This window comes from Leptotrichia sp. oral taxon 847 (assembly GCF_001553645.1).
GTDB lineage: Bacteria > Fusobacteriota > Fusobacteriia > Fusobacteriales > Leptotrichiaceae > Leptotrichia.
This window is the reverse complement of the sequence record NZ_CP014231.1, coordinates 953,148-973,353: the sequence shown is the minus strand read 5'-3', so window position 1 is coordinate 973,353 and position 20,206 is coordinate 953,148. Positions and strand designations below refer to the sequence as shown.

Genomic DNA, 20,206 nt, shown 5'->3' with positions numbered 1-20,206 from the left:
ATAAAAAATAAAATTTGTTATTACATATAAATTTTTTTCATTTTAATTAAGGCTGTTTCTGAAATTAATTATTTTGGGAACAGTCATTTTTTATTAAAAAATTTAGATAGGAGAATTATGGCTATTGATATTATCAGAATTTTAGCTTTTATTTTTATCGTGTTACTTCATACAGTAAATATTCAGTACGGTGTAAATATATGGATTTTGTTATATGGCATAATCTCTATAGGAGTCAATTTATTTATAATGGTTAGTGGATATTTGCTTTTGGATAAATCAGAAAAGATGTCAGTGTTTTTTAAGAAAAGAATTAAAGGAATATTCCCACTTTTCATATTTTTTAATGTGGTTTATATTTTTGTAAATAAAGTAAAAATAATGCCAGTATTACAAGGAAAAGAAATTGTAGCTCCACATTTTTGGTATATTTATATGATTTTGGGTCTTTACTTTATCACACCTTGGCTTCAAAAAGTTCTGAAATTTGCTAAAAAAGAAACTTTTATAATATTAATTTTATGGTTTTTATGTAGTATTTTAAATCCGCATTTGATAAAATTTGATCTTCCAAGAATTCCATTTTCGCATTTTCCAATAACAGAATTTATAGGCTACTATATTTTGGGTTATTACATAAAGGTCGATAGAAATAAAATAAAAAAAGTACCTTTTTCTATAATAATTATAATTTATTTAATCGGATTTTTTATAAGTGCAATTTCCACAAAATATGTTTTATTAAAAACAGGAAATAGAATCAGCGACTTTTTTGATAAAAATTCACTTGGAACATTTTTTATGACAGTTTCATTTTTTACTTTTTTTATAAAATTTGATTTTAAAAATAGAAATGAAATAGTTAAAATTATTGCAAACTCAACATATTTCGCATTTTTAGTACATTTATTAGTGTTAAAAATAGTTACGAAAATTAGCGATGAAATGATTTTTAAATCTTTTAGTACAGTGATTATCAGTATTTTACTCGGAATAGTTTATGAAATATTTGTAAAAAAATTTTTTGCAAAATTAAAATTATAAATTTTATAAAAGTGTTATTTTTAATATAAAAGTATTTTATTTACAAAATAACATTTGTTACAAAAAAGGTTGATTTTTTCTCAAATTAAGGGTATTATTTTAGAGTAGTATGATTTTGTAATCATATTTATTTTAGTTTAATTTAAAAAAATATGGACAACAAAAATTGTCTATATTAATAGAAGGAGAGAAAATGAGTATAAAAAAAGATTGGGCGGCAAAAGTTCTGAAAAGAGAAAAAGTTGCAAATAAAACTTATGAGCTGACTGTTTCAAAACCTGAAGGATTTGAATACGAAGTGGGACAATATGTTAATTTTAAATTTCCAGAACCGTATTTTGAAACCAAAGACAATATGATGAGACCACTATCTATTGCTTCACATCCAAAAGAAGATGTACTAAAATTTGTAGTTCGTGAAAGTGAAAGTGATTTTAAAAAGATGTATAAAGAAATTAAAACGGGAGATCCTGTTTCACTTTTTGGACCACTTGGAAACTTTATTCCAGTAGAAATTCCTAAAGATCAAAATATAGCTCTTTTAATTTCGGGAATTGGGATTGCGCCAGTGTTGCCATTTTTCAAAAAATTGAAAGACGAAAAACATGAAGGGAAAATAAAATTATTTTACAGCAATCGTACGCCTGATATTGTAACTTATGACAAAGAATTGGAAAATTATCCTCTTGGTGATAATTACGAATATATAAAAGTTTTGACAGGAGTTCAAAAAAGAATTGACGGAGATTTTATTGAAGCTCATGTTGGAGATTTAAATAACTATGTTTATTATATCGTGGGAACTAAAGATTTTATAAAATCAATGAGAACAGCATTAAAAGATAAAGGCGTGGACAATAAAAAAGTAAAAATTGATAATTTTGGATAAAAAAAGAAGGTTGTCGAAAAAGACAGCCTTTTTTCTTATTGACTTTAGTCAGTTGAGTACGCAAAGCGTGCGAAACATAAAACCACCTGCTATGCGGGTGCGGAAACGTAAGTTTGCAACAAAATACACCTTCCGTTATAATAGAGTTGTTCAAGCTACTATTAATGAAAGGAAGGTGTTTATATGGCTAATAAAACTAATAGCCTGTCTCATACTAAATGGATGTGTAAGTATCATATAGTATTTACACCTAAGTATAGACGAAAAATTGTATATAGTCAATACAGAAAAAGTGTGGGAGAAATTTTAAGAAGATTATGTGAATATAAAGGAGTTGAAATAATAGAAGGACATCTGATGAAAGATCACGTGCATATGCTGGTAAGCATACCACCAAAAATAAGTGTATCAAGTTTTATGGGATATCTGAAAGGGAAAAGTGCATTGATGATGTTTGATAAGCATGCAAACTTAAAATATAAATTTGGAAACAGACATTTCTGGTCAGAAGGATATTATGTAAGCACAGTAGGCTTAAATGAAGCAACAATAAAAAAATATATAGCCGAACAGGAGAAACATGATATAGCGATGGACAAATTAAGTGTAAAGGAATATGAAGACCCTTTTAAGGGTAGCAAGTAGTACGGATACCTCTTTAAGAGGTAGCAACGAGTCAAATACAACAGTAGCTTGAACGAAGGTCAAGTATCGTCTTTAGGCGAAGTAGGAGACCCGACGGCTTATAGCCGTAGAGCAAGCCACCCTTTTGAAGGGTGGTCTTGACTATTGAATTTTATTTTTATTGATTTTTTGAATAAATATTTTTTACGAAATCATTTCAGATTAATCAGAGAAATTGTTATCATTTACTTCTCTAATTTCATTTTCACTCTTTGCCACAACAATTGTACAAACAGCGTCTCCTGTAATATTTACAACTGTTCTAAACATATCAATAATTCTATCAACACCAATTACGACTCCAATTCCTTCAAGTGGCAATCCAGCTTGTTTTAACACAAGTGACAACATAAGCATTCCAGCTCCTGGAACCCCTGCCGTACCGACTGAAGCTAGTACCGCTGTCAAAATAATTCCAATGTATTGTGTTGGTCCCAAATGGATACTATAAAGGTTTGCGATAAATACTGCCGCAACTCCTTGCATAATTGCAGTTCCATCCATGTTTACTGTTGCTCCCAGTGGTATTGTAAATGAACTAATTTCCTCTGAAACACCGAATTTTTCTGATAATGTTTCAATATTTACTGGAATTGTCGCATTGCTGCTCGATGTAGAAAATGCTACTGAAATAACGTTTAAAAAGTTTTTGAAAAACTTAATTGGATTCATTTTTGCCATACTTACAAGCATTATTTGATAAACTCCTGTATGAATTAAAAATGCTATTAATGTTACTACAACAAACCCTACTAGTTTAACAAGCACATCTATTCCTGTTGAAGCAACTACTTTTGAAATCAGTGCAAAAACTCCAAGCGGTGCAACTTGCATTATAAGGTCCACCATCTTTAGTACAAGTTCATTTGCTTCTTCAAGTAAAGTTTTTAAATTTTTAACTTTATCTCCCAAAGCTGTAATTGCAACTCCTAAGAGTAAAAAGAATATTATTATTGCTAACATTTTTTCTTCTGACATTGCATTTACGATATTTTTTGGAATCATGTCAAGCAACACGTCAATAAGTTTACTTTGATGAGCAATTTCATATTCGCCTTTTGGAAGCTCTCCGTGGACCATTCCTTCTCCAATATGGGAAATTTTCGCCACAAATAATCCAATAATTACGGCAATTGCGGTAGTTGCAAAATAAAATCCTAAAACTTTTGTCCCAATTCTTCTAAGTTTTTTTACATCTCCAATGGAAGCTGCTCCCATCGCAAGAGAAATAGAAACAAGCGGTACAATCATAACTTTCATAAGATTGATAAACATTCCCCCAAAAAATGCAAGAACCGAATCAATAACAACATCTTTTACAAACGGGTTTTGTGAAAAAGGACTCAAAATCAACCCAAATACAACCCCAAGTGCCAGTCCAATCATAATTCTGGTTGTCAAGCCAAATTTTTTCATAAATTTTTTAACAGTATAGAATACTGCCTCCTTTCCAAAATTTTGTAATATATCTTATATTTTAACTTTTTATGAAAAAATTTACAACCTATTTTGAAAAAATTTATTATTTTTAAATATTTTTTTAATATGTTTGTTTTCTTTTAAATTTGACTCATCTAATATTTCGTTAACTTTATCGCTAAAAAACATTTTGATTGTATAAAAAATATGTGAGAAAATATACATTTTTCACTGTGTTGGTGCAAACATTGCTGTATCTTCATTAGGTTCTGTAAAAATTTTATACAAAAAAAAGATTAAAATTGCTATCATTACACTCCCTAATACAGCTTTATTCATTTTTTTCAAAAATTCACTACATAAGAAATATCCTAAATAAAATATAAATCGAAGTACTATTATTAAAGCAATTACAGAAAAACTTATATTAAAAAAAATCGTAAGCCATTCTGGAAGATTTAAAAGTGTCAAACTATTAAAAAGTATTACACTAAACGAAATTCCAAAAATTAACCAAAACAAAAATGCCAATGCTGGATATATTGTTTTCTGAAAGAAAAAGTAAATTACTGTAAATAAAACTAATACTAAAAAACTTTTTGTTTTTGACATAAATTTATTTTTATTTTTTTCCATACTTTTTTCTCCTTCAATATCAATTTATAAAACTATTATACAACAAAAAAAGGCTACTGCAAAATACAATAGCCTAATACCAAATCTTTTTTGAAAATAGAAATAAATTTTTATAATAGAGTTGTTTGATAATTAATTTATAATTATTCAACTAAATTATTTTTTATTATTTTTTGGACATTTTATTAATAAATATTTTTTCATAATCCTATGTTTTTTCTTTTTTATTTTCGTAGGATTGCTCATTGCCGCAAATCCTACAACCTATGGTTAGTCTACGACATTTTTCCGCACTGACAAAAAACTCGCTATGCTCAAACAGTTTTGCCAGCACATAAAAATGCTCCGACGGATTAATTTATACTAGAATCTGTTTAAAAAGTGAAAATTATGTTTTAATCATTTGAAAATATTAGGTTTATATCCTTTAATTAGAAAAATTATAAATTCGTTATTTAAATAGGGTTTAGTATAAATTTATCATTTTATTTCAAATTATTTTTAAAGAAACTTTCAAATTTATCAAATGGAATTAGATTTTTTCCACCACCATCATATAAATCTGTATGCACTGCACCTTTTACAATGTATAATTCTTTATTTTTATTTCCTAATGCTTTATAAGCATCTTCTGAAAAGTATCTTGAATGTGCATTTTCACCAGCAACTATTAAAGTAGGTGCTCTCATTTCAGAAGCATATTGTAAAATTGGCATATTAATCAATGAAAGCATTCCAGTTGTAGTCCAGGAACCATTAGGATTAGAATTTACTGCTCTCTTATGGAAACCTCTTTTTGTTGTGTAGTAATCAGAGTATTCTGCAATAAATTTTGGAGTTTCTGCTGTAATTTGTTCTTTTCTTAAATTATTGGCTGGATTTAGATCAGCATAATTATTTTCAACAGCTGTCCATCTAGCTTCATTTAATTGTTTTTTCTGATTATATCTTTCTTCTGCATCAACTGAATCGTTATAACCTTTTGCAGCAACTCTTGTCAGGTCATACATAGTGGAAGTTGCCACTGCTTTAATACGAGTATCTGAAATTCCTGCATTTAAGGCAAATCCTCCCCATCCACAAATTCCTAAAATTCCAATTTTATCTCTATCTATAAATGATTGTGTTCCTAAAAAGTCAACTGCCGCACTAAAGTCTTCCGTGTTAATTTCAGGTGATGGAACATTTCTTGGCTGTCCTCCACTTTCTCCAGTATATGAACCATCAAACGCTAATGTTACAAATCCTCTTTCTGCCAATGTTTGAGCATATAGTCCTGATGATTGCTCTTTAACTGCTTCAAATGGACCTGAAATTGCTATTGCGGATAGTTTTTGATTTCCAATATTTTTTGGAACATACAAATCTCCAACCAGAGTTATTCCATAACGATTTTTAAACATAACTTTCGTATGCTCAACTTTATTACTTTCCGGGAAAATTTTATCCCATTTTTGTTCTAATTTTATACTCGAATCTTTCACTTGTTTAATTGTAGGTATTGCCATAATATTTCCTCCTATACTTGTTATTCCTAATATTGCAGTTACTAATAATCTTTTTCTTAACATTGCTATCACATTCCTTTGTTTTGATGTTTTATTTCTTTCGTTTTTCACAAGTGAATTGTACATCATTTTTTTTACTATTTCAAATACTTATAATCTATATATAACTATAATTTTTAGTTATAATTAGAAATGTATATTTTCAAATTTTCTAAAAATTTTTTTGAAACATTTGATAAAGTTTGATTTTTTTTCCAAATAATGCTCATCTCTGTTTCAAGCTCTGGTTTTAATGGAATGAATTTCAAATTGCTTTCACTCGTATTTATTATTCCATCAAAACATAGAACACTTCCAATATTTTTCTTTGCCATTAATGATGCATTATAAAGTAAGTTATAAGTACCTACAACATTAAAATTTTCTATACTTTTTCCTATCCATCCAGCTAAAAAATTATCTATATTTGTTTGATTTGAAATAATTAAAGGAATGTTTTCTAAATCTTTGGACAAAATATGGTCTTTTTTTGCAAGAAAATTATCCTTTCTCACAAGCAATCCCCATTTATCATACCAGGGCAAACTCAAATGCTCATATTTACTTTTATCCACAAACCCAAATGTAATTGCAAAATCTAAAGTTCCATTATCCAGTTTTAAAAGCATTTCGTCTGCATTTCCACTAGTAACATTTGTTTTTATATTTGGATAATCAATCATCATATCATTAATAATCTTAAAAATATGTCCCATTTGAGCACTCTCACCTGCACCAATATTTATCTCTCCTCCAATAATACCTTCTTGTGTCAAGTTAGCGACCGTTGTATCAACCAATGATAAAATTTCTTTCGCTTTTGTCAAAAAATAAACACCATCTTCTGTTAAAGTAATATTCCGATTCCCTCTTTTAAAAAGAATAACACCCAACTCTTCTTCCAGATTTTTTAATTGCTTTGAAAGTGCTGGCTGTGAAACATAAAGAATTTTCGCCGCATTAGAAATATTTCTTTCTGTTGCTACAACTAAAAAATATTTTAAAACTCTTAATTCTATTTTTGCCTCCTTCTTTTTATTATAACTAAAAATAATGGTTGAGTGTTAATTATAAATATTAGATATTTTTATTGTTTTATATTATACTAAATATGTGAAATTATAAATATTAGTTTTTATTATTGATTTTCCTAAAAAAATATTATAAAATATATGCAAAATTTATTATTTAGGAGTGATTTTATGAAAAAAATTATATTTTTATTTTCTTTGTTAATTTGCAGTTTAAGTTTTTCTGACACTAATATCGACCAAATATCTTCTGAAGTTTGGAGATGTCCTCATTCTGTTGACAGAACTTTTAAGGGACTTACTTATATAAAATTCTTGAATGAAAACGGCAAGCCGTCTATTTCAGTTAGCATATTGGATAATCGTGCAGCATTAAAAACAGGAAAAGTTTCGCTTGAACTTTCACAATTAGATTACGAAGTAAAAGAAAATGAAAATTCTATCTATTTTACAAACTTGAGTGACAAAACACAAGTTTTTTCAAATTACAAACTATCTTATTCGTTTGATAAAAAAAATAGACCTAAAATGGATTTATATCGTATTTCAGATAACAAAAAACTTTGCAGTCTTATAACAAATTAAATTATCAAAATACAAAAAATAATTAATAATTTTTAAGCAACGATTTCTTAGTGATTTTCGTTGCTTGATTTTTTTCCGACGGTTTTTTACGAGAGTGTCCAGAATTTTGTGTAAACTCAAAATATAATATATGGTACAGGATGGTATTTTTATCATCCTGTTTTTAAATCCTTCCTTCAAAATAAATACTTAACTGAGAATATATTTCTCCCCAGCCCGGTATTCTTCCAGTCCATTTCCTTGTTGCTTCCTTTAAACTTAAATATACTGACTTCATCAATGCTTCATCTGTCGGATAAAGTGATTTTGTCTTCGTATACTTTCTTAATTGTCTGTTTAAGCTTTCTATCGGGTTTGTCGTATATATCAGCTTTCTTATCTTTGTATCATATTTAAAGTATGTTGTCAACTCATTCCAGTTACTTCTCCAGGAATTAATTACTGCCATATACTTTTTACCCCATTTTTCTTCTAGTTCATCCAGTTTAAACTCTGCCTGTTCCAGTGTTGGTGCATTGTACATTTCTTTTAAGTCTGATGTAAATTCCCTTACATCTTTGTAAGATATGTATCTTATGCTGTTTCTAATTTGATGAACCACACATTTTTGAATTTCTGTCTTAGGGAACACCGAAGATATTGCTTCGCTGAACCCTTTTAAATTATCAACAGACATAATTAGTATATCCTGAACTCCTCTGTTTTTTAATTCATTTAAAACATTTAGCCAGTACTTGCTTGATTCATTTTCTCCTATCCAAAATCCTAAGACCTCCTTTCGCCCTTCCTTATCTATTCCTATAGCTAAATATACCGCCTTTTTAACAACAACTCCATCTTTTCTTACGCTGTAATGGATAGCATCCATAAAAACTATTGGGTATACATCCTCAAGCTGTCTAGACTGCCATTCCCTAATTTCAGGTATAATTTTATCTGTAATTTTACTGATCATAGATGGCGAAACATCAATTCCATAAAGATTATTGAGATGGTCCTCGATATCTCTATTGCTCATTCCTTTAGCATAAAGAGAAAGAATCTGTCCTTCAATGCCAGTAATTTCTCTTTGATATTTAGGGATGATTTGAGGCTCAAACTCAGCATTTCTATCTCTAGGAATATCTAAATCAAGATTGCCATACTCACTTCTAACAGTTTTCTTGGAATGTCCATTTCTAGCATTAGAAGTAGTCTTATCTTTCATAGAATGTTTAGCATACCCCAGTTCATGCTCAATTTCAGCTTCAAGCATGGTTTGGATAGTACCCGAAAGCAAATCCTTAAGCATATCCTTAATATCATTAGTATCTTTAATATTGTAATCCTCAATCAGTGTTTTAAAAATTTCGTTGTCAATTTTCTTTTTAGTCATAACAAAAACCTCCAAATATTATACAGTTATTTTACCATATATTATTTAGAGGTTTACACAAAAATTTTTACACACCCTTTTTTACCAATCGAATTTAATAATATTTTCTCAAAAATCCCTATCTTTAAGTATTTGAAGCAATTTGTTTATATCATTTTTCCGATGGTTTTTGCGATTGATTTTTTCCGACGGTCTTTATATATCTGATATTTCTAGTTGCTCCTATTTTTTGTAACATATTATTTTTCACCAAATATCTTAACAAATCTCTCGCACGACTTTCTTTTACATTCAAAAGTTTTTCTAATTCCAATCGTGTAAGTTCATCATTAGTTTCAAAAAACTCCATTATCTTTTGAATTTGCACTTCTAAAATCTTTCTTTTTTTGATTTATTATCTATTCATCAACTCTTTTATTGCTTCTCTTGCATATACTAACCCTTTTTCGTACATTATATCCCAAAAATCTAAACATTTCATAGCTATTTCTTTATTTTTATTTAATTTACTATTTGAAGTTTCATCATATAGCTTAACTGTGAGTTTTGAAATATCTGACATTATCATTAATTCAGATTGTAATAATTTTTTATCTTTACTTAAGATATTTTCACATAAATTAATAATTATATCTGCATAATCTAAAATTGAAACTGCTCTTTCCTCTAAATATTCTAAAAAAGAATGAATTATTTTATCAATATTTTTAAATTTCATAAGCTCTAATAAAAATTCCTTATCTCTTGATAAATCTATTTTTCTATGATTAAATAATTTTTCTAAAGAATAATAATTTAATTCTTTTTCTTTTAATTTTAGTATTATTTCTTTTATTTCATTATTATATTTTATACTACTATCAAACTTATTTATTAATTCTTCCAAAATATAGTTCAGCTTTTCTCCGTCTATTAAATAAATTTTTTCTATTTTATCTTTAAAATCACCATAAATTAAATATGAGTTTACTATATATATTGCTCCTATTTTAATTAGGTCTTTATATTGAGAATTGTAACATTTTTCTATTATTTTAACAAATCTTTCTTTATATTTGGAATAGTATAGTTTATCCATTATTGAAGAATAATATCCATTTATCAATCTAATATCCTTTTCATATAAATTTATTACTTTTTCTAAAGTCCATTCTTTTTCAATATTACAAGTTATATTTAATATCTCAAAAACAGAAAAATTTATTATTATATTTTCATTTTGTATTATTTTTTCGATAAAATCTTTAAATTCATAAAATAATTCAGGAGTATTTCTTAGTATTTGACTTACGGCACCTGTCCAACTTCCACTTAAACCATTAATTGAATTTAATAAAATGCTATCAGGGGCAATATTATTTATATTTTCTTTCCCTGAACTCCATATGTTTAATTCTCTACTTTTAAAATCATTATGATTAACCACTATATCTTTTAAATGCTCTAATATTTTGTTAGACCATTTAAAATTACTTCTTTCTCTAATAATATCACAAAAATAAATAGCTCTTCGACTTTTATAATCACAAGGAAATTCTAAAAATAATTTCTCTAATTTTTTTTGTGAAAGTTTGTTTAAATACTCACTTCTCGAAACTCCATCAAATAATGGTTCTATAAATTCTTTCAATACATCCTTTTTGTTTTTTATTACTAAGTCTATCATTTTTTGTGGATTTCTTGATACAGCTCTTGAAAATTCTATCGTGTACATTTCTAAAGAACTTTCAATAAATCCCTCTTCAACTTTTTTTTGTGATTTTTTATCATATAATTTTTTATTAGTTAATATTTTTAACCATTGTTTTTCTCCTATTTCTTTGCTTTTTATCGGAGATACAACTGTTCCTCCATAAAAATTATTTCCTTTTTTAAACTTTGTAATTTTATCATTTAAAAATTTTCTTTCCAATACTTTTTCTAAATCTTCTATTTTTTTGCTTTTTCTATTTAAAGGCAGATAAGAAAATAATTCCTTCTGCAATTGACCATTTATTTTTATATTACAATCTACTATAGTTTTATTCTTATTTTTTCTGTAGTATTCCAAATGTATTCTATAATATGGATCACAGTAAAAATAAATTTTATCTTCCAATTTTAAATATAATTCTTCATTACAATTTTCAGAATGTTTTTTTATAATATTTTTTAATACTTTTAATTTATCATTTGAATCACTTGTTATATCAAAAATTTTATTTTCTTCAAAATTTTCACATATATACTTTATTATTTTATCACTATACTTCACATCAGCAACTTCAAAAGAATGTAATATAATTTCATTAAATAATACAAAATCTTTTCCAATATATTTTTCATAATATGAATAAAATTTATCAAAATCATTATTTAAAACTAACTTTATACTTGCTCTTTTCAATAATTCTAAACATAGTCTTTCAATTGTGTATTTCTTATTACTTCCATTCCAATCACAATTTTTATATTTTATATCTTCATACTTATATCCAGGTACTTTCTCCAAAAGTTTTTCAAATATAAATTCTTCATTTTTTATTTCATTTTGAGTAAAATACTCAAAAATATTTTGAATCTGATATTCGTCTAATATTTGAATACCAATTTCCCTCTTCTTAGATAAGCATAACTCTAAAAATATAATCATTCTTTCTTCTTTTTTCGGTATTTCCTTAATATCTATATATCTATCAATCCATTCAGGGTATTTTTTATAAAATTCAATTCTCAAATCAAATATTTTATCTATCTCATTATACATTTTATCTTTCTGAATAGTTTCTATAATTTTTTTGTCGTCTTCCAAATTTTTAAAACTATATTTTTGAATAAATTCAAAATCTTTGATATCAAAATTATTATAAAAATATATCTGACTTTGCAGTAATTTGAAAACTTTTTCTTTTTCACTTAAATTATTATTAAACCATTTATCTAAAACTTGATTATCTCTCAATATAGAAATATATTGTTTCCTACCATATATTATTTCATTAAATATATCTTCTCTTTCACAATTTTCAATAATATATTCTGAAATAACTTCATCTATTTCTTCTTTTGAAACCTGACCTAAAATTTCATAAAATAAATTTTTTATATAATATCTTACTCCATCATTGTCAAGTAACTTTTCTCCAAAATCAAGAAACTCTTCACTGTTTTCTTCTAATAAAGTTTGTAAAAACATTTGAATTTGATAACGTCTGTTTGGAGTTTGCTTATCTTTATCTCCGATAATTTCTATTATATCTAATCCTTCCTCAAATTTTTCTATCATTAGTTCTGATATAAAATAATCAAATATTGATTGATGAAAAAATGACACTTTATCTTCTTGAATATTTAACATTCCAGCAGAATTCAGATATTTTAATCCTTCCTTAACACTATTAAATTTTCTTTTTTGAGAATATAATTTTCCACTTTTTTCTAAATCACTAATCAGTATATTCTTAACTTCTTCAATTTTTTCAGTTTTTATGAATCCTGATTCCATAACTTTATCTTGTAATTGTTCAAACCATTTTTTGATTAAATCCTTTGTTGTTGTAATATTATACTGTATCTCATCTTTTTTAAAATCTAAATGTTCCCAAATATATAAATTACTAGGTATTCTTAATAAATCTTTTAATTTAGGAATAAAATTTAAATATTTTTCTCCCACAAGTTCTTTTGTATCTTCTTTGCTTAATTTTTCTACTTCTATTTTTTTCCATTTTAATTCATTTTCATTATTTTGATTGAATAAGAATTTGATATTATTATCATTTTCTAAATCATATGTTCTACATACAAAAATAATAGAAATTTTTTGTTCCCTGTCTATATTCAATTTTTTTACTTTATTTATCAACTCTGTACAAATTGAAATTGCTTCATAAGAATTTGATTCTGTCCATCGTATAGCATCTAATTGATCTAATATAATAACTGCTTTTTTATCAGATGAAATTTGATTGATTACTTCTGGTATAGTTAAAGGAAAACCTAATTTTTTGCTCCAATCTGATAAATTTCCATTAGGAATACGTTTATCTAACTTTATAGCAATGTATTCTATTTCTTTTTCTTCACAATAATTTATTATTCCCATAGTACAACCACTTTTTCCATATCCTGCTTTTCCATGAATAATTATTGAATTATCTTTTTTTATTTTTTCTATACAATCATATGTTTCTTTTCTTTCTATTAACCCTGCTTTCAAAGAAGAAAAAAGTTTCTTGTATTCATTGTTTAAATTTTTAATCTGAGAAATTAATTTTTCATCTTCAATTATTTCTCCTAAATGAAAAAATTCATTATAAATGTGCCTATTTTCTGGAAGTGATAATTGTATTTCTAAATTACTTGGAACTCTCCATACAATTTCAATTTGCAGTTTTTTAGCATCTTTTTCAATTTCCATTTGATAGCTTGGTTTTTTTTGGTTAATTTTAGAACTTTCAGATAATTCTTTGTTAAGATATAAATATATTATATTTAATGCAGGATTTTTTGATTTTGCTTTTTTTATTGAATTTATAATATCAGTTTTATTTGAACTAATTGAAGTAGTATAATATTTAGCTTGAAAACCATAATTTTTTCCATTTTTATTTATTGGCTCTGTTTCAATACCAGTTTGATTATGGTATCTGAATATTCCTGTTTCACATTCAAATTCTGAACAGAATAGTTTATATGCTAATTCTTCAAATTTAGACGTTTCTTTTCCTTCATACTTTACTTCAAAAATTTTCCAATTCATTTTTCATCCTTTCTATTTCTCGTAATTTTTCACATACCTATTCCCATAAAACGCAATTCCCAGTTGCCCCACCATTACAATCCAAATCAGTGGCTCGCAAATCATTACTCCAAAATAACCCAATTTCGGCACGATAAAAATTACGAAGATTATTTTTCCAAAAAATTCGATTATACTGGAAACAAGAGGGATTAATTTCTCTCCAAGAGCCTGTAAAGCGTATCGCAAGTTAAGAAGAACTCCTAGTATTGTGAAAAATGGAGAGGCGATTTTTAGGTAGGTTGAGCCGTTGTGGAGAACGATTTCAGATTCAGAACCTGACATCAGATGGATCATGTTTTTGGAAAATAAATATACAAAAATTGTGATTCCAATTGCAAAAATTATATCCATCATATTAGCGTAAAATACGCCTTTTCGGATTCTATCTACTTTGTTTGCACCTTTATTTTGGGAAACGAAAGTTGCAAGTGCGAGTGCTATTGTAGTTAGCGGAATGTTGCAAAATCCCATAAGTTTTCTTGCCGAAGTATGCCCAGCGATAATCAAGTACCCAAACCCATTTATCGCATACTGTAAAATCAGCGTTCCCATAAGAACAATTGCAATCATAAATCCCATAGAAAGTCCCTGTCCAAGCAGTTCCTTGTACAATTTTTTATCAAATCTGAAATGTTTTTTTCTAGGTATTAAAATTGGCTCTTTTACGTAAATGTAGATAATACTCAAGATAACTGAAATTGCCTGTGCAATAACTGTTGCAACCGCAGCTCCGCCAATTCCCATTTTAAGGGAAGTTATAAAATAAATATCAAGAAAAATATTTAAAATTGAGGCAATTACCAAAAATACAAGCGACATAAAACTGTTTCCGATTGCACGCAAAAGTCCTGATGACAAGTTGTATGAAAAAGTGACACCAATAAATATTGTTATTATGTTTATGTATTCAAATGCTTCTTTTATAATATTTTCAGGCGTATGCAAAATTTTTAGCAGCGGCATAAGAATAAACCGTGATAAAATCATTACTCCCACAGTAATCCAGATTCCAATAACAATTGAACCAGCTACAGACTTTTTCAAAAGATTCTTATTATTCGCCCCATAATTTCTAGCAGTAACCATACTAAGCCCATTTCCGATTCCTAACGCAAATCCAAAAATCAGCTCAAAAATAGCCGCCGAAGCCCCAATAGCCGCAAGCGAGTTATCTCCCAAAGTATGCCCCACAATAGCAATATCCGCCATATTGTAAAGCTGCTGAAAAATATTCGACACAAGTATCGGTACCGAAAAAATCAGAAGCGACTTCAAAATATTATCATTTATCAAATCAACCGAAAAATTAAATTTTTTCATTTTTTGTCCTTTCTTTTTGCTTTTTAAATTGTAAATTTTTTATTCTTATTTTAAAAATAGTTTTTTGTAAAAAATATAATTTTTCTATTTTTTCAAAAATTCCTTCATATCCGCAAACATTGGTATTTCCAGTTCAACTTCCTTTTTTGTTGCAGGATGTGTAAATTTTACCTTGTAGGCGTGCAAAAATTGTCTATTTATTCCAAGTTCTTTATTTAAGCCATTTCCATAAAGTTCGTCTCCTACGATTGTGTGTCCGATGGATTTCAGGTGAACTCGAATTTGATGTGTTCTCCCTGTAAAAAGTTCACATTCTACTAATGTCACATTTTTTTCAGGATAAGTTTTCAAGACTTTTACAGCCGTTTTTGCGTATTGCCCCCGATCATCAATTATTCTTTCCAAATTATCCCCATCCCGAAAAATCCGTCTTTCAATAACTATTTTATTTATTCCATTTTTTTCCAAAATTTCATTATTAAAATCATTTTTATTTTTCAAATTTAAATTATCTTTTGTATTTTTGCTGTTAAAATCCATATTTTCATTTATTTTAAAATTTATATTTTCAAAATTACTTTTACTTTCCAAACTTAAATTATTATTTTCTTTTTTACTGTTAAAACCTGTATTTTCTCCAATTTTATTATCTTTATTTTCAATAGTTGAATTGTTTTCTATTTTCTCCATTTCATCATATTTTTTTATTTCTCCAAAATTAACTTTTTCAATTTCAGGTTTCAAATTTTCCTTTTCCAAATCCTGAATCTTATATTTTTCCCCATCTTTTGCAAGTTCTTCGTTGATTCTAGCAATTTCCTTGTCATCAATAATTCCATTCACAATCGCCAGATATTTTTTCTCAAAAATCGAAAAATTTTGTAAAAATGCCTGTGCAAAGCTATTTTTTGCAATAATAATTAGTCCAGATGTATTCATATCGAGCCTGTTGTAAAATCGTGGCACTCGAACTTCACCATATTTCTCTAAAAAATGATTTACAATTCCGTTTGCAAGTGTAAAATCAGCTTTTTTCTGTGTCGGATGTGTCAGCAAAAATGGCTCCTTATTCACAACCAAAATATCCTCATCTTCAAAAATAATATCAAGTGGCAGTTTAATGGGCTTAATATCTGTCCCCTTTTTCTTCTCAACAACTCTCAAGTTTCCGTGTGACGGCAATTTCTTAGTTAATCTTACTTGCTTTCCATTCAAAAAAACTTCCACATTTCTCAAACTTCTTCCCGAATAATTCTGTACTTCCCGTAAATACTGCGAGATTTTCATCCTCTGATGTTCCTTTTCAATCCTAAATTTTTTCACTATTTATGCACATCCTTTTTTATTTTTTGTTATTTTTTTTCAAAACAATTATCAGTTTCCCGTTTTCAAATTCCACACTAGCCTCATTTTCAAGAATAACATTGCTCACAAGTCTGGAACTTTCCCTTTTCACATCAATTTTATCCGTTTCAAATTTAAAGCCCTTCAAGGTTAATTTTTCAATTTTTTCATTAATTGGAATGATTGAAAATTCATATCCTTTTTTATTTTTTAGGACAAAAGACTTTTCTGCATAAAAAATTTCTTCATTTTCCTGCAAAAAAACGAGATTTTTATACTTTTCCATTATGAATAGGTTACTCAAAGTCATGTCAATTCGTTTCCCAAGTCCACCAACAACAAATACTTGTTGCAAATAATTGTTATCTTTTTTAATTTTACGGATTTCCTCCAAAATTAACTCAAAGTCTGTAAAATCCTTATCCTTTGGAAACTTTTTTATTAAAACATTTTTACTTTTATAATATTCCAAAACTTTTTTCTCAATCGAATCCAGATCTCCAATAATCACTTCCGGCATTTTCCCATATTTAAATGCAGAATTTGCCCCGCCATCTGCACAAAAGCAAACTGTATTTTCCGAAACTAACTTATCCATAAATTCCTGCGAATATTTATATTCACCATTTAAAAAAATTACATATTTTTTCTCCATTTTTCTCCCTTCAGTTCAAGAAATGCAATAATATTTACATTATACTTCGTTATCAGGTTATTTACAAGACAGTGACTGTAATTATTATTTTAAGATTGTGAACTGTAAATATAGTAAAACCTATTTAAAATTGAACTAATTTATCAAATAAAACAGAAGTAACTGCGTACCAGAGCTTATGCCGAATTGAAATAATGTTTTTGTCATAAAAATTTAAAATTCTTTTTTTATAATCTTTTTCATATTCCATAATGTTATTATACTATCTTTCTAGGCCACTTTTATAGAAGTTTCACTATAAAATAAAAAGTATAATATTTATGAAATAGGATAATTTATGAGCGAATTAACTACAGAAGAATTTTATGTAGTTTACAAAAAGAATTTTAAGGAATATTTTGATAAATTATAAAAAAAGGACTATAACATTTTTGTGTAAATAGTCCTATTGAAATAAATTATTGTTTTATTTTTTGAATTTTAAATATGATAATGAAAATGATAATTTTGACATATTCATTAATTATAAATAATATTTCTTATTCTTCATTTAATCTGACAAGAAAATGTTTAAATTGTCCTTCATCAGTATCTAACTTTTCGAAAAAATTTTCATCAATTTGCTCAACTAATGGAACGGCTTTTTGTAATATTTCTTCTCCTTTTTTGTTCAAAATAACAGCTTTAGCCCTTGTATCTCTTGAATGTTCTTTTCTTTTTACAAAGTTATGTTTTTCCAATAAACTTAATATTTGAGATATTGTCATAACATCTATTCCTGAGAGTTTTGAAATCATAACTTGTGTGACTTCGTTGCCGTTTTGCGATAAATAAGCAAGAGAAGCTAAAACAACAAATTGAGGGTGTGTTAGGTTCATTTTCTTTAGCTCTTTTTTTATCATAGAATGCCATTTATTGTATACCCTCATAAATAACAATCCTGTTGATTTTTCTGAATTATCTTTATATTTTGATGTAAACAAGCACAAGTCACCTTATCTTTCCAAATAATTTTTTAGAATAAATATAGATTGAGGGACATCTGAAAAAACTTGGCTTAAAAATTCTAAATGCTTTTCATCTTCACTGTCTAAAATTACAGTATGTTTTATATTTATGCTTCCATCGTTGTTATCAATTATTTGATGACCAAAAAGAATATCTCCAAGCGGAGTTTCTGTTTTATCCCAAAATTCTTCAAAAGGTTTTACAAGAGTAAGCTTGTATTCCATAGGGGGCATTCCTTCAAGTTCCATAGTTCCATATGAACCTGTCTTAAATTCACCTTTTAATGTGATATTTTTTAAATCTTTTTCCCAATCATACCATTTTTCAATATCTGCATAGTATTCCCACGCATCTTCTTTTTTTGCTTTGATTTTTAAAGTAAAACTAAATTCCATTATATTTCCTCCTTATATTATATGTATACTTATTATAAATTATTTTACAATGTTTGTCAACAATATTTTTAGTATACTTCCTTATCCATAAATTCCTGCGAATATTTATATTCACCATTAAAAAAAATTACATATTTTTTCTCCATTTTTCTCCCTTCAAACCAAGAAATTAAATATATTTATTATATTGTTTTATATGATTATTTACAAGATTATAAAAAAATCTCTTCAAATTTTAGGAATCTTCAAAATAACCTTAAACCCTCCATATTCACTATGTTTCATCATAACTTTACCATTATGGACATCAATAATTTGCTTTACGATAAGAAGTCCCAAACCGTGCCGCTGTTCTGTCGTATTTTTATCACAAACCATATAATGTGGGGCATTATTGAGCTTTTCCAGCTCTTTGTCAGAAACTCCTGTTCCATTGTCTTCAACACAAATTATGCAATTTTTTTCATCTTCTTTTACCGATATGTAAATTGTACATCCATTTTCGTTGTGATTGATGCTATTTTGAATTAAGTTCGCTAGAGCTCGTTTTATCAAATTACTATCGATATTAGCAAAGCAAGATACAAAATCACTTTTCGTCTTCCACTCTATTGGAAATTTTTCATCGATATCCATATTCAAAAAATCAACGACAACTTGCCTAACGACTGCTACTAGATTTTCTTTTTTCTGCTCAAAAGGCTGCATATTATATTCTAATTTTGAAGCAAGGTTCAAATCATTTATTAAATTTTTTATACGCTCACTTTGTTTCAAAATGACGGAAAGCTTTTTATCCGTTTCATCTGATAGATTTAAAGATGTTTTCAATTGGCTTGTATAGCCCATTATCATTGATAGTGGAGTACGAATATCGTGAGAAACTCCTGCAATCCAGTTGGCTCGTGCCGTGTCTTTATTTCGCAATTGTTCCCTTTGATTTTGCAAAATTTCAGAAGTTTTGTTTATACTTTTTGCAAGTTCTGACAAAACACCTTTTTCTTTAATATGTACAGGCGCATCTTTATCCAAATTTTGTATGCCTTTTATTATTGGATTTACAGAACTTAGAAGTTTAGAGTTGGAAATAATGTATATCAAAAATATAAAAATTATATTTAGACAAAAAAGTATAAGTAAAAATTTTGGAATATTTTTAACAAGTCCGTATTTCCAGTTGGCTACTGGGTATTTCCAATAACTATTTTTAGGATAGCCTAGCACGAGTAAATTATTTTCAACTTTGGAAGTGAAAACAGGATAGTTTTTTATATAGGCATGTGAAAATATGGCAATATCAGATATTGAGTATTCTTTTGGAATATCATCAGGTAAATTGTCTGTTTGCCATATAACTTTTTTTGAATCGTTGTCAATCAAGATTGCCCATATATTTTGTTTTTTTAAATCAGCAGTCATTTCGTGAGGCAAAGTGTATTTGCCATTTTCAAATTTCAACATACCTGCTACTTTAAATGTATAGTCCATAGG

General features: G+C 27.3%; 17 protein-coding genes and 1 pseudogene. 4 read left to right on the top strand and 14 right to left on the bottom strand.

Annotated elements, in window-relative coordinates:
* Positions 1-117 precede the first annotated feature (117 nt).
* The 3 genes from AXF11_RS04450 to tnpA all read left to right on the top strand — a co-directional run bounded on the left by AXF11_RS04450 (position 118) and on the right by tnpA (position 2,578).
* Positions 118-1,044 (top strand): acyltransferase, encoded by a 927-nt coding sequence (locus AXF11_RS04450; RefSeq protein ID WP_068155317.1) that lies wholly within the window; start codon positions 118-120, stop codon positions 1,042-1,044.
* A 193-nt stretch (positions 1,045-1,237) separates the two neighbouring features.
* Positions 1,238-1,933, top strand: coding sequence for an FAD-dependent oxidoreductase (locus AXF11_RS04445; protein ID WP_068155315.1), 696 nt, complete (start codon positions 1,238-1,240; stop codon positions 1,931-1,933).
* A 183-nt stretch (positions 1,934-2,116) separates the two neighbouring features.
* Positions 2,117-2,578: an IS200/IS605 family transposase gene (tnpA, locus tag AXF11_RS04440; protein ID WP_068154106.1), complete on the top strand. Its 462-nt coding sequence runs from the start codon at positions 2,117-2,119 to the stop codon at positions 2,576-2,578.
* A 201-nt stretch (positions 2,579-2,779) separates the two neighbouring features.
* Here the strand turns inward: tnpA and AXF11_RS04435 are convergent, their stop codons facing one another.
* From AXF11_RS04435 to AXF11_RS11010, 5 genes and pseudogenes are all read right to left on the bottom strand, one after another.
* Positions 2,780-4,033, bottom strand: a complete 1,254-nt coding sequence (locus AXF11_RS04435; RefSeq protein ID WP_068155313.1) for a dicarboxylate/amino acid:cation symporter — start codon at positions 4,031-4,033, stop codon at positions 2,780-2,782.
* A 231-nt stretch (positions 4,034-4,264) separates the two neighbouring features.
* Entirely contained in the window at positions 4,265-4,672 is a 408-nt protein-coding gene (locus AXF11_RS04430) for a MerT protein (protein ID WP_231724768.1), read from the bottom strand.
* Positions 4,673-5,157: 485 nt separating this feature from the next.
* Positions 5,158-6,309: an alpha/beta hydrolase gene (locus AXF11_RS04425; RefSeq protein ID WP_197416847.1), complete on the bottom strand. Its 1,152-nt coding sequence runs from the start codon at positions 6,307-6,309 to the stop codon at positions 5,158-5,160.
* Positions 6,310-6,356: 47 nt separating this feature from the next.
* Positions 6,357-7,046, bottom strand: coding sequence for a LysR family transcriptional regulator substrate-binding protein (locus AXF11_RS04420; RefSeq protein ID WP_231724767.1), 690 nt, complete (start codon positions 7,044-7,046; stop codon positions 6,357-6,359).
* 21 nt (positions 7,047-7,067) lie between these two features.
* Positions 7,068-7,238 (bottom strand): annotated as a pseudogene (locus AXF11_RS11010) (LysR family transcriptional regulator); the annotation flags it as partial.
* Between the two features lie 183 nt (positions 7,239-7,421).
* On the opposite strand from AXF11_RS11010, the gene AXF11_RS04415 reads away from it, so the two are divergent.
* A complete protein-coding gene (locus tag AXF11_RS04415) occupies positions 7,422-7,835 on the top strand; it encodes a hypothetical protein (RefSeq protein ID WP_068155310.1) in 414 nt (137 codons plus the stop codon).
* 163 nt (positions 7,836-7,998) lie between these two features.
* Here the strand turns inward: AXF11_RS04415 and AXF11_RS04410 are convergent, their stop codons facing one another.
* The 9 genes from AXF11_RS04410 to AXF11_RS04370 all read right to left on the bottom strand — a co-directional run bounded on the left by AXF11_RS04410 (position 7,999) and on the right by AXF11_RS04370 (position 20,203).
* Positions 7,999-9,210 (bottom strand): IS256 family transposase, encoded by a 1,212-nt coding sequence (locus AXF11_RS04410; RefSeq protein WP_068153993.1) that lies wholly within the window; start codon positions 9,208-9,210, stop codon positions 7,999-8,001.
* Between the two features lie 151 nt (positions 9,211-9,361).
* Positions 9,362-9,577, bottom strand: a complete 216-nt coding sequence (locus tag AXF11_RS04405; protein ID WP_231724766.1) for a glutamyl-tRNA amidotransferase — start codon at positions 9,575-9,577, stop codon at positions 9,362-9,364.
* Between the two features lie 27 nt (positions 9,578-9,604).
* Positions 9,605-13,951, bottom strand: coding sequence for a hypothetical protein (locus tag AXF11_RS04400; RefSeq protein WP_068155308.1), 4,347 nt, complete (start codon positions 13,949-13,951; stop codon positions 9,605-9,607).
* Between the two features lie 12 nt (positions 13,952-13,963).
* Positions 13,964-15,313, bottom strand: a complete 1,350-nt coding sequence (locus tag AXF11_RS04395) for an MATE family efflux transporter (RefSeq protein ID WP_068155307.1) — start codon at positions 15,311-15,313, stop codon at positions 13,964-13,966.
* Between the two features lie 84 nt (positions 15,314-15,397).
* Complete coding sequence (locus tag AXF11_RS04390) at positions 15,398-16,636, bottom strand: RluA family pseudouridine synthase (protein WP_068155305.1); 1,239 nt, start codon at positions 16,634-16,636, stop codon at positions 15,398-15,400.
* A gap of 19 nt (positions 16,637-16,655) precedes the next feature.
* Positions 16,656-17,312: a thiamine diphosphokinase gene (locus tag AXF11_RS04385; protein WP_068155303.1), complete on the bottom strand. Its 657-nt coding sequence runs from the start codon at positions 17,310-17,312 to the stop codon at positions 16,656-16,658.
* Between the two features lie 539 nt (positions 17,313-17,851).
* Positions 17,852-18,295, bottom strand: coding sequence for a MarR family winged helix-turn-helix transcriptional regulator (locus AXF11_RS04380; protein ID WP_068155301.1), 444 nt, complete (start codon positions 18,293-18,295; stop codon positions 17,852-17,854).
* 12 nt (positions 18,296-18,307) lie between these two features.
* Positions 18,308-18,715 (bottom strand): polyketide cyclase, encoded by a 408-nt coding sequence (locus tag AXF11_RS04375; RefSeq protein ID WP_068155298.1) that lies wholly within the window; start codon positions 18,713-18,715, stop codon positions 18,308-18,310.
* 228 nt (positions 18,716-18,943) lie between these two features.
* Entirely contained in the window at positions 18,944-20,203 is a 1,260-nt protein-coding gene (locus AXF11_RS04370; protein ID WP_231724765.1) for a sensor histidine kinase, read from the bottom strand.
* Between the last annotated feature and the right edge of the window lie 3 nt (positions 20,204-20,206).

Coding starts and splice junctions, on each gene's coding strand:
- AXF11_RS04385 (WP_068155303.1), bottom strand. CDS start 17,312: ATGGAGAAAAAATATGTAATTTTTTTAAATGGTGAATATAAATATTCG.
- AXF11_RS04430 (WP_231724768.1), bottom strand. CDS start 4,672: ATGGAAAAAAATAAAAATAAATTTATGTCAAAAACAAAAAGTTTTTTA.
- AXF11_RS04425 (WP_197416847.1), bottom strand. CDS start 6,309: ATGATGTACAATTCACTTGTGAAAAACGAAAGAAATAAAACATCAAAA.
- AXF11_RS04415 (WP_068155310.1), top strand. CDS start 7,422: ATGAAAAAAATTATATTTTTATTTTCTTTGTTAATTTGCAGTTTAAGT.
- AXF11_RS04400 (WP_068155308.1), bottom strand. CDS start 13,951: ATGAATTGGAAAATTTTTGAAGTAAAGTATGAAGGAAAAGAAACGTCT.
- AXF11_RS04370 (WP_231724765.1), bottom strand. CDS start 20,203: ATGGACTATACATTTAAAGTAGCAGGTATGTTGAAATTTGAAAATGGC.
- tnpA (WP_068154106.1), top strand. CDS start 2,117: ATGGCTAATAAAACTAATAGCCTGTCTCATACTAAATGGATGTGTAAG.
- AXF11_RS04435 (WP_068155313.1), bottom strand. CDS start 4,033: ATGAAAAAATTTGGCTTGACAACCAGAATTATGATTGGACTGGCACTT.
- AXF11_RS04375 (WP_068155298.1), bottom strand. CDS start 18,715: ATGGAATTTAGTTTTACTTTAAAAATCAAAGCAAAAAAAGAAGATGCG.
- AXF11_RS04445 (WP_068155315.1), top strand. CDS start 1,238: ATGAGTATAAAAAAAGATTGGGCGGCAAAAGTTCTGAAAAGAGAAAAA.
- AXF11_RS04450 (WP_068155317.1), top strand. CDS start 118: ATGGCTATTGATATTATCAGAATTTTAGCTTTTATTTTTATCGTGTTA.
- AXF11_RS04395 (WP_068155307.1), bottom strand. CDS start 15,313: ATGAAAAAATTTAATTTTTCGGTTGATTTGATAAATGATAATATTTTG.
- AXF11_RS04410 (WP_068153993.1), bottom strand. CDS start 9,210: ATGACTAAAAAGAAAATTGACAACGAAATTTTTAAAACACTGATTGAG.